We start from the raw sequence: 9,586 nt of genomic DNA on the forward strand, positions 1-9,586 counted from the left end.
CACGCGGGGGGCGTGCCCCCCGCGTGTGGCTCTGAGTAGCCCGCTGAGCGCCTGGGATGGCGTGGGGCCGCTTGGACCATCCGGGTGCCCCAGATGGGTTACAGGAGCGGCCTGGCGCGCGCGTCGCACATCCAGCCGATGCCGTGGGGACGGGACCTCCCGCCGGTCACGTCCCCGCTCGTCCACGAACGATCCCCGCGGCGGGATCACGCCGTTGGCCGCGAACCAGGTCGCCCGGCGCCTGCCGCGTGTGCCGGATCCGGTTTCCGCTCGGCATGAGCCGCGGCGGGATCGGCGGCGGTCCGCCGGGATCAGGATCGGAGCCCGGCATGCCGGCGTTGAGGAACTGCCGTACCACCGGCTCGTCGCTCGACAGCAGCATCTCCCGCGGCCCGAACATGACCAGTTCGCGCCTGAAGAGCAGCCCGATGCTGTCGGGCACCGTACGGGCGGTGTCGACGTCGTGCGTCACGACCACGAACGTCGCCCCGGTCTCGGCGTTGAGGTTGACGATGAGCTGATTGAGGTACGCCGTCCTGACCGGGTCGAGGCCGGAGCCCGGCTCGTCGAACAGGACGATCTCGGGGTCGAGCACCAGCGCCCTGGCCAGCCCGGCCCGCTTGCGCATGCCGCCGGAGAGCTGCCCGGGGAGCTTGCGCTCCGCGCCGAGCAGGCCGAGAAGCTCCATCTTCGCCATCACGATCTGGCGGATCCGCGCCTCGGCCGCCGTGGCCTGCTGGCGCAGCGGAAAGGCGATGTTGTCGTAGAGGTTGAGCGAGCCGAACAGCCCACCGTCCTGGAACAGCACGCCGAACAGCCCGCGCAGCTCGTGGAACGTGTTCTCGTCGCAGTCCGCGAGGTCGTGGCCGTCGATCCAGATGTGGCCGCGGTCGGGCCTCAGCAGCCCCATCAGCGTCCTGAGGAACACCGACTTGCCGGCGCCCGAGGGGCCGAGCAGCACGGAGATCTCCCCCGCGGGCAGCGTCAGCGAGACGTCCTCCCAGATGACCTGCCGGCCGAATGACTTGGTCAGCCCGTCCACGACGACCTCGACGCCCACTGGCCACCTTCCAACCACGGGGAGTATTCAGAGGATAACGTGGTGCGAACTTTACTGGCCGTCGCCGTCACTGCAACGGGATTCCACCCGTTTGGTTACCGCACGGTTATGGGGTTCGGGTCCGCCCGGTCATGAGACCTCGGGTCCGCCGAGGGCTCGCAAGGCCGGCCGCAGCGCGCGGGCGATCTCCTCCTGGGACACGCCGCGCAGCTCGTCGAGCTCCAGCAACTGATGCCCGACGGTCACACCGACCAGGATCATCGTCATCAGCGCCGCGCGCAGCCGCGCGTCCTCGCCGGGAAGGGAGAGGGCCAGCCGGTCGATCTGCTCGCCCAGCGTCCGCCGCGCCGACGCGGCCGCCTCGGGGTGCGTGAGCATGGATCGCATCATGGCCAGCGAGCCCTGCGGCAACTCCCCCATCTTCACGTTGAGCGTGCCGAGCAGGTGCTCGACGACCTCCTCCGCGTCCAACCCGGTGGGCGCGGCCGGCGTCACGCGTACGGCCTGCTGGAAGAGCTCCTGCTTGTTGCCGAAGTACTGCATGACGAGGGCGGGATCGACCTCGGCGGCCCTGGCGACCGCCCTGATCGTGGTGCGCTCGAATCCCACCTCGGCGAAGAGGTCGCGGGCGGCGCCCAGGATCCGCCCCTCGGTCCTGCGTCGCCTCTCGGCTCGCGGAAGCGGTTTCTCACCCACGCTCAGGACTCTACATGCGTTGACCGGCCCGGGCCTTTCGCTCTACGCTCGTTGAGTCAACGCCCGTTGAGTGAACCGAGGAGACCGCTCATGTCCATCGAGGAGATCGTCACCGGCTACCACGACGCGATGCTTCACAAGTCGGCCGACGAACTCGCCGACCTCTACGCGCCGGAAGGGCTGCACGAGTTCCCGTTCGGCGGGCTGGCGCCGTACCAGGGCAGGGAGGAGATCCGCGCGGGCTACCGCGCGTCGTGGGGCGCGACGCCGTTCGAGGCGCAGGAGGTACGCCGGGTGTCGCTGCACAGGACGGAGGACCCGGAGGTCGTGGTCGTGGAACAGGACACGTTCGTCACGGTCGGCGGCCGGCCGATCAAGGTGCCCGGCCTGCTGGTGCTGCGGATCAGGAACGGCGAGATCATCCACACCAGGGACTACATGGACACCAGCGCCATCGCTCAGGTGCGAGCCGCCACCGCCGGCTGACCACCGGGAACGCGAAAGAGGCGGCACACCCGGCACCAGGGTGTAGCCGCCTCTTTCGAAGAGCGTGCGTGAAGAGGGAAGTTACTTCACGGTCACGGTGGCGCCGGCGCCCTCGAGGGCAGCCTTGGCCTTCTCCGCCTGCTCCTTGTTGACCTTGCCGTCGAAGACGGACTTGGGAGCGCCGTCCACCAGGTCCTTGGCCTCCTTGAGGCCCAGGGACGTGAGGGCGCGGATCTCCTTGATGACCTGGATCTTCTTGTCGCCGGCGGCCTCGAGGACGACCTCGAACTCGTCCTGCTCCTCAACGACAGCAGCCTCGGCGGCGGGGCCGGCCGGAGCGGCGGCCGCGACGGGGGCGGCGGCCTTGACGTCGAAGACCTCTTCGAACTGCTTCACGAACTCGGACAGCTCGAGGAGGGTCATCTCCTTGAACGTGTCGAGCAGCTCTTCGGTGCTGAGCTTCGCCATGATGTTTTCCTTACGTTTAGGACTTGCTGAAAACTAGGAACGGGACCGCGGGAACTGCGGCAACCCCCGTACTACTCGCCCGCCTCTTCGCGCTTCGCGCGCAGAGCGTCGGCCAGCTGAGCCATGTTGGTGGGCAGCGCGGCGAACATCGCGGCAGCGCCGCTCTGCTTCGCCTTGAGCGCGCCTGCCAGCTTGGCGAGGAGCACCTCGCGGGACTCGAGGTCGGCGAGCTTGGTGATCTCGGTGGCGTCGAGCGTCTTGCCGTCGAGGACGCCGCCCTTGATCACCAGAAGGGGATTGGCCTTGGCGAAGTCACGCAGACCCTTGGCCGCCTCGACAACGTCGCCGTTGACGAAGGCGATCGCGGTCGGACCGGTCAGCAGGCCCGTGAGGCCCGAGAGACCGGCCTCGTCGGCCGCGATCTTGGTCAGGGTGTTCTTCGCCACGGCGAACTTCGCATTCTCACCGAGAGAGGTGCGCAGCTCCTTGAGCTGCGCGACGGTGAGACCGCGGTACTCGGTCAGAACGGCGGCAGCGCTGCCTTCGAACTCGCTCTTGAGCTCGGCAACCGCTGTCGCCTTATCCGCCCTCGCCATGGGCCTCCTTCCAGATGTGCCACCGGCGAAGGGCCCCAGACATGAGAACAGCCCCGGGCGCAGGGCGCACACGGGGCTCGCACACGCGGATCAGTCCGCGTGGGAAACTCGCATCACACCTGCGCGGGCCGTCCACTTGATGTGGATCCTTCGGTCGCCGGGTATTGAGGCACCCGACGACGACCGGCGGTCTTTGGCAACGACCACAGTACTTCGTGGCCGCCGAGTTTCCAAATCGTTCTCAGTGTGGTTCTCAGTGTGGTTCTCGGGCGGTCTCGCGAGCGCCGCCCGGCGCATCGGCCACGACGGGCCGTGCACTCGGGCGGCGCTACGCGGTCAGTTGGTCGTGCCGTTCCTGGGCAGGTCGCCGACCTGGTCGGCCGGCGGCGCCGCGATGTTGACCGGCTCGTTGTAACCCTTGAAGAACAGGGTGGCGTCGAGCGTGGCACCCTCCTTGCCACCGCTCATCGCGAGCTTGCGCGGCAGGCCGTCGGCGGCCACCCAGACGTCGAACTTCACGTCGTCCTTGACCTGGGCGAGGTTCGTACGCGCCTGCTCCTGCTTGTCGGCGGGCAGCTGCTGCACGGCCGCGTCGACCGGGAACGAGCCGCTGTAGTGGGTGGTGTCCTCGCCGTTGACGCTCTCGTTGCCGACGGACTGTACGTCCTGCGAGGCCGTGACCAGCTTGGTCACGTTCGCCAGGTCGAACTGCTGGATCTGGCTGAGGTACTGGTTCACCTGCGCGGAGTCGCCCACCTCACTGAGCGAGACCTTGATCCACGGCTTGGTGGCGCCCACGAGGTCGTTCAGCGCCTGGACCTTGACGTAGACGTTGTCGCCCTGGAGAACGGCTCGCGCGCCGCCGGGCAGGCTCCTGCCGCCCATGCCGACGGTGTCCAGCGTGAGGTCCACGGCCAGGTCCGGCTTGCTCTGGTAGAGCATGCGCCCCTGCACCCTGCCGTCGCCCTCCTGGGGGTGGGCCGCGTTCACCACGGCGTCGACGGTGTAGGTGGAGACCTGCGAGGTCTTCTGCGCCGCCTGCGCGAGCACCTCGGACGCGGCCAGGTTGACTTGGATGGGCTGGGCGATCGATCCACAACCGGCGACCGCCGCCACAACGAGCGCGGCACCGGCCGCAGTGAGACTTATCGTGCGCTTCAGCATGTCTTGACCCTACGTTTAAGTTCGCCGCCGTAGCCGCTTTCCCCGCATATTTCGGGGAAAACCCAGGGTTATCCCCCACCCACCTCCCCAACGACTCCCGCTTGTACTGCCCCCAGAACCCGCCGTCCATGCCCGGCCGCCCGACGTGGCGGTGAGCGGGGAAAAGCAAAAAGAGCCCCGCCCGGAATCGGGCGAGGCTCTTCAGAGCAGGGCCTTATTCGCCGAGGTCGGCGGTGAGGCCGCGCGTGGCGTTGGGGTCGACCGGGACGCCCGGGCCCATCGTCGTGGAGAAGGTGACCTTCTTCAGGTAACGGCCCTTGGCCGCCGACGGCTTCAGACGCAGCACCTCGTCAAGGGCGGCGGCGTAGTTCTCGATGAGCTGGCGCTCCTCGAACGACGTCTTGCCGATGATGAAGTGCAGGTTGGCCTGCCGGTCGGTGCGGAACTCGATCTTGCCGCCCTTGATCTCCGTCACGGCCTTGGCGACGTCGGGCGTCACGGTGCCGGTCTTCGGGTTGGGCATGAGACCGCGCGGGCCGAGCACCCGGCCCAGGCGGCCGACCTTGCCCATGAGGTCGGGCGTGGCCACCACGGCGTCGAACTCGCCCAGCCGGTTGCCCTTGGCGATCTCGTCGATCAGCTCGTCGGCGCCGATGATGTCGGCGCCGGCCTCGCGGGCTGCCTCGGCACGGTCACCGGTCGCGAAGACCAGGACCCGGGCGGTCTTGCCGGTGCCGTGCGGGAGGTTGACCGTGCCGCGGACGATCTGGTCGGCCTTGCGAGGGTCGACGCCCAGCCGCAGCGCGACCTCGACGGTGGCGTCGAACTTGGTGGTCGACGTCTCCTTGGCGAGCTTCGCGGCGTCTGACGGCGAGTAGAGCTTGTCGTGGTCGACCTTGGCGGTCGCGTCTTTGTGCGCCTTGCTGCGCTTCATGTTCTTGACTCCTGAGTGGTCATGCGGGCCAGGAGGCCCTCCCACGGTGCGGGCCTTCACGGGGAAAGCCCTCCCACGGATCGAAAGGGAAGTTATTCGGCGACGGTGATGCCCATCGACCGGGCGGTGCCGGCGATGATCTTCTCGGCCGCCTCGACGTCGTTGGCGTTGAGGTCGGGCATCTTCGTCTCGGCGATGCTGCGCAGCTGCTCGCGGCTGAGCTTGCCGACCTTGTCCCGGTGCGGGACGGCGCTGCCCTTGTCGAGACCGAGGGCCTTCTTGATCAGCTCGGGCGCCGGCGGCGTCTTCGTGATGAAGGTGAAGCTGCGGTCTTCGAAAATGGTGATCTCAACGGGGATGATGTTGCCCCGCTGGGCCTCCGTCGCAGCGTTGTACTGCTTGACGAAGTCCATGATGTTGACGCCGTGGGGGCCGAGCGCCGTACCCACCGGCGGAGCCGGGGTGGCCTGGCCGGCCGGCAGCTGCACCTTGACCAGTGCGGCGATTTTCTTCTTCGGAGGCATTAGTCCTTCTCCGGGTCCTGATTGCGATGCCGTCCGGTCCGGCGGATTGCGGCCCGGACATGTCGGAAGGCCGCCCATATCCAACAAGAGAGCCGCTCATCGGCGCCGCCCCGCCGTTGGGGGCAGTCCGGGTTCGCGGACTTCTCGTTGGTCGCGACAAGGCGGCCAGCCGAACGTCTAAGTGTATGTGATCGTCCTAGATCTTGGAGACCTGGTTGAACGACAGCTCGACCGGCGTCTCGCGGCCGAAGATCGAGACGAGCACCTTGAGCTTCTGCGACTCGGGGCTGATCTCGCTCACCGAGGCCGGCAGCGTGGCGAACGGGCCGTCCATGACCGTGACGGACTCGCCGATCTCGAACTCGACCGTCGGGCCCGTGGCCGTCTTGGCCGTCGCCTTCTTGGTCTCCTCGGTCGGCTCCGGCGCCAGCAGCTTGGCGACCTCGTCGAGGCTGAGCGGGCTCGGCTTGTTGGACAGGCCCACGAAGCCGGTCACGCCTGGCGTGTTGCGCACTGCGGCCCAGGACTCGTCGGTCAGCTCCATGCGCACCAGCACGTAGCCGGGCAGCACCCGCTCCTTGACCGGCACCTTCTTGCCGCTCTTGAACTCCTGGACGGTGTGCGTCGGCACCTCGACCTGGTAGATGTAGTCCTCCATGTTGAGCGACACGTTGCGGCTCTCGATGTTGGACTTCACGCGGTTCTCGTAGCCGGCGTAGGAGTGGATGACGTACCACTCACCGGGCAGGCCGCGCAGGGAGCTCTTGAACTCCTCGATCGGGTCGACGTCGGGAAGAGCCGAATCATCTTCGATTTCGGCAGGCTCGGCTTCGGCCGCCTCGTCGCTCTCCGCGACCTCGGCCTCTTCGAGGGCCGCCTCGGCGGCCTCCTCAGTGGCCTCTTCCAGCTCGTCGCCCCACTCGTCGCGGGACTCGTCCGCTGGAAATGAAGACTCGGACACGGTGACTCTTCCTCTTTCGTCTTATCGATTCGACTCGTGTCGAATGGCGACTCCGTCAGGCGACACCGGCGGTGTCTCGGTCAGGCTCCGCCGAAGATGCGGAGCACCGCCCATCCCAGGGCGCTGTCCAGCCCGTACACGATCGCGACCATGATCAGAACGAATATCAGAACGACCGTGGTGTAGGTGATGAGGTCCTTGCGGGTCGGCCAGATGACCTTGCGGAGCTCGGTGACGACCTGCCGATAAAAAAGGGCAGGCGAAGTGCGTGTCTTCTTCTCGCCACTCGGCTTGCCGGCGGTCTCGCCGCGCGTGTCGATCGCCACAGTCCTCACCTGAATCTGTCGTGTCCAACGCAGTTATGCGGCGCGCTTACACGCCATTATTGCGCGGACCGCACTCGCAGGGCACGAGGGACTCGAACCCCCAACCGCCGGTTTTGGAGACCGGTGCGCTACCAATTGCGCCAGTGCCCTATGTCGTTGACCACACTACCCTGGTCAGCTCACTGCCTGGACCGAACCGCCAGGCCGAGATGCGGCGGCAGGACCAGGCGAAAGCATACGGGGGAATGCCCTGTACGTCGAACCCATTCCTGATCGCCCAGGTCACGGAGCGCGTGCGACGATGGACGCATGTCCACCCGACCTCGCATCTCAGCAAGAATCTCCGCGATATCCGAGTCCGCCACGCTGGCCGTGGACGCCAAGGCGAAGGCGATGAAGGCGGCCGGGCGCCCCGTCATCGGCTTCGGCGCGGGCGAGCCGGACTTCCCGACGCCCGGCTACATCGTCGAGGCGGCGATCGAGGCGGCCCATGAGCCCCGCTTCCACAAGTACACCCCGGCCGGCGGCCTCCCCGAGCTCAAGCAGGCCGTCGCCGCCAAGACGCGGCGCGACTCCGGCTACGCCGTGGAGCCCGCGCAGGTGCTGGTGACCAACGGCGGCAAGCAGGCGGTCTACCAGGCGTTCGCGACGCTGCTCGACCCGGGTGACGAGGTGCTGGTCGTCGCCCCCTACTGGACGACCTATCCCGAGGCCATCAAGCTGGCCGGCGGCGTGCAGGTCGACGTCGTGACCGACGAGACGACCGGCTACCTGGCGAGCGTCGAGCGACTGGAGGCCGCGCGCACGGAGCGTACGAAGGTCCTGCTGTTCGTCTCGCCGTCCAACCCGACGGGCGCCGTCCACTCGCGCGAGGAGACGATCGCGATCGGCCGCTGGGCGGCCGAGCACGGCCTGTGGGTGGTCACCGACGAGATCTACGAGCACCTCGTGTACGGCGGCGCGGAGTTCACCAGCATCGCCACGGCCGTACCCGAGTTGGGCGACCGGGTCGTCGTGCTCAACGGCGTGGCCAAGACCTACGCGATGACGGGCTGGCGCGTGGGCTGGCTGATCGGCCCGTCCGACGTGGTCAAGGCCGCGACCAACCTGCAGTCGCACGCCACCTCCAACGTCTCCAACGTCGCCCAGATGGCCGCGCTGGCCGCGGTTTCCGGCGATCTGTCGGCGGTGGCCGAGATGCGTACGGCGTTCGACCGGCGCCGGCAGACGATCGTTCGGATGCTCAACGAGATCCCGGGCGTGTTGTGCCCTGAACCAAAGGGGGCGTTCTACGCATACCCCTCGGTCAAGGCGCTGGTCGGCAAGGAGTTGCGCGGCAGGCGGCCGGCGTCGTCCGGCGAGTTGGCCGAGCTGATCCTGGAGGAGGCCGAGGTGGCGGTGGTGCCCGGGGAGGCGTTCGGCACGCCGGGTTACTTCCGCCTGTCGTACGCGCTGGGCGACGACGACCTCGTCGAGGGCGTCAGCCGCATGGGCAAGCTGCTGTCCGAGGCCCACTGAGCGGGGTTCAGGGTGCCGGGGTCCGTGTGATGCCGGCGGCGATCTGCTTGATCAGGCTGGCCAGGCCGGGTGTCGTGGCGACGTAGACCGCGGTGCCCGGCCGTTCCAGCCACATGAAGTTGCGCAGGCCCGTACGCGTCGTCCAGCGCAACGCCGGCCTGCCCCGATACACCGACAGCCGCGACCTGGCGACCAGCGTGGCGAACCCCTCGGCGGTACGCACGCCGCACACCACGCCGACGTACACCCGCTCGCCGCTCTCCCGCCAGGTCAGCCCCTTGACCTCGAGCTCACGGGTGAGCGAGTCCAGCCGGTGGAACGAGCCCGCCCGGCGCAGACCCGGGGGCATGCCGGGGATCCGCATCTCGGTGGACCCGCAGGCCAGGAATTCGTCGGGCGCGGCCGGTGACGGCGGCGTGGCCACGGATCCCTGATGAGAATCGGGCGCCCCGCCGGACTCGCACGCCGTGAGCGCGAGCACGAGGATCACCGCCGCCGCCGTACGCCGCATCGACCCCCCATGAGCTCATGAACGTGCCAGGGTGAAGCGTCCTAGTCTCCTACATGAGTCTTGACGGAGGCGGCAATTGCGACCAGTTCGTCCGCGAGTGACCGGCCGGCCCTGATCCACGCGCCCGTACCCGAGCGTTCCAGCCAGGCGATCAACCGGCCGCCGCCCGGATGCCGGCCGAGCACGGCGGGCCTGCCGCGTACGGTGATGTCGCGCGGGTCCAGCACCGGGACGCTCGCGCGGTAGCCCGCCCAGTCCGCGGCCGCCGTGCCGTGCTCCACCCGCGCCTCCACGAACCTGCCGGCCGAGCCGGACCCGCCGGCCGAGCCGAACCTGGCCCAC

The 9,586-nt window shown here is 68.3% G+C and carries 13 protein-coding genes and 1 tRNA gene; 2 read left to right on the plus strand and 12 right to left on the minus strand.

The window, feature by feature from the left end:
• Positions 1–166: 166 nt before the first annotated feature.
• On the minus strand, positions 167–1,060 hold the full coding sequence (locus ITP53_RS50915) for an ABC transporter ATP-binding protein (protein ID WP_195902705.1): 894 nt from the start codon (positions 1,058–1,060) through the stop codon (positions 167–169).
• Between the two features lie 129 nt (positions 1,061–1,189).
• A complete protein-coding gene (locus tag ITP53_RS50920) occupies positions 1,190–1,756 on the minus strand; it encodes a TetR/AcrR family transcriptional regulator (RefSeq protein WP_207757590.1) in 567 nt (188 codons plus the stop codon).
• 90 nt (positions 1,757–1,846) lie between these two features.
• Between ITP53_RS50920 and ITP53_RS50925 the strand changes: the two genes are divergently transcribed.
• On the plus strand, positions 1,847–2,242 hold the full coding sequence (locus tag ITP53_RS50925; protein ID WP_195902706.1) for a nuclear transport factor 2 family protein: 396 nt from the start codon (positions 1,847–1,849) through the stop codon (positions 2,240–2,242).
• Between the two features lie 81 nt (positions 2,243–2,323).
• Here ITP53_RS50925 and rplL read toward each other — a convergent pair whose 3' ends face one another.
• From rplL to ITP53_RS50965, 8 genes are all read right to left on the minus strand, one after another.
• The gene (gene rplL, locus ITP53_RS50930; protein ID WP_195902707.1) at positions 2,324–2,710 is read right to left on the minus strand and encodes a 50S ribosomal protein L7/L12; all 387 of its coding nucleotides are present in this window, start codon (positions 2,708–2,710) and stop codon (positions 2,324–2,326) included.
• Positions 2,711–2,781: 71 nt separating this feature from the next.
• Positions 2,782–3,306, minus strand: coding sequence for a 50S ribosomal protein L10 (gene rplJ / locus ITP53_RS50935; protein WP_195902708.1), 525 nt, complete (start codon positions 3,304–3,306; stop codon positions 2,782–2,784).
• Positions 3,307–3,642: 336 nt separating this feature from the next.
• Positions 3,643–4,470 carry a LolA-like protein gene (locus tag ITP53_RS50940; protein ID WP_236052100.1) on the minus strand — a complete coding sequence of 276 codons (828 nt, stop codon included), beginning with the start codon at positions 4,468–4,470 and terminating at the stop codon, positions 3,643–3,645.
• Positions 4,471–4,684: 214 nt separating this feature from the next.
• Positions 4,685–5,404 (minus strand): 50S ribosomal protein L1, encoded by a 720-nt coding sequence (rplA, locus tag ITP53_RS50945; RefSeq protein ID WP_195902709.1) that lies wholly within the window; start codon positions 5,402–5,404, stop codon positions 4,685–4,687.
• A gap of 92 nt (positions 5,405–5,496) precedes the next feature.
• Positions 5,497–5,928: a 50S ribosomal protein L11 gene (gene rplK, locus ITP53_RS50950; protein ID WP_195902716.1), complete on the minus strand. Its 432-nt coding sequence runs from the start codon at positions 5,926–5,928 to the stop codon at positions 5,497–5,499.
• A 196-nt stretch (positions 5,929–6,124) separates the two neighbouring features.
• A complete protein-coding gene (gene nusG / locus ITP53_RS50955; RefSeq protein ID WP_195902710.1) occupies positions 6,125–6,889 on the minus strand; it encodes a transcription termination/antitermination protein NusG in 765 nt (254 codons plus the stop codon).
• A gap of 80 nt (positions 6,890–6,969) precedes the next feature.
• Positions 6,970–7,215, minus strand: a complete 246-nt coding sequence (secE, locus tag ITP53_RS50960) for a preprotein translocase subunit SecE (RefSeq protein ID WP_195902711.1) — start codon at positions 7,213–7,215, stop codon at positions 6,970–6,972.
• 77 nt (positions 7,216–7,292) lie between these two features.
• Positions 7,293–7,365: transfer RNA gene (locus ITP53_RS50965), tRNA-Trp, on the minus strand.
• Between the two features lie 159 nt (positions 7,366–7,524).
• Here ITP53_RS50965 and ITP53_RS50970 point away from each other — a divergent pair.
• Positions 7,525–8,733 carry a pyridoxal phosphate-dependent aminotransferase gene (locus ITP53_RS50970; protein WP_195902712.1) on the plus strand — a complete coding sequence of 403 codons (1,209 nt, stop codon included), beginning with the start codon at positions 7,525–7,527 and terminating at the stop codon, positions 8,731–8,733.
• Positions 8,734–8,740: 7 nt separating this feature from the next.
• On the opposite strand, the gene ITP53_RS50975 is transcribed toward ITP53_RS50970, so the two are convergent.
• Both ITP53_RS50975 and ITP53_RS50980 read right to left on the minus strand, forming a co-directional pair.
• Positions 8,741–9,244 carry a hypothetical protein gene (locus ITP53_RS50975; RefSeq protein ID WP_195902713.1) on the minus strand — a complete coding sequence of 168 codons (504 nt, stop codon included), beginning with the start codon at positions 9,242–9,244 and terminating at the stop codon, positions 8,741–8,743.
• 41 nt (positions 9,245–9,285) lie between these two features.
• Positions 9,286–9,586: hypothetical protein (locus tag ITP53_RS50980; RefSeq protein ID WP_207757591.1), on the minus strand; the 301-nt coding region annotated here is incomplete at its 5' end.

The organism is Nonomuraea cypriaca, assembly GCF_015645445.1.
Taxonomy (GTDB): Bacteria; Actinomycetota; Actinomycetes; order Streptosporangiales; family Streptosporangiaceae; genus Nonomuraea; species Nonomuraea cypriaca.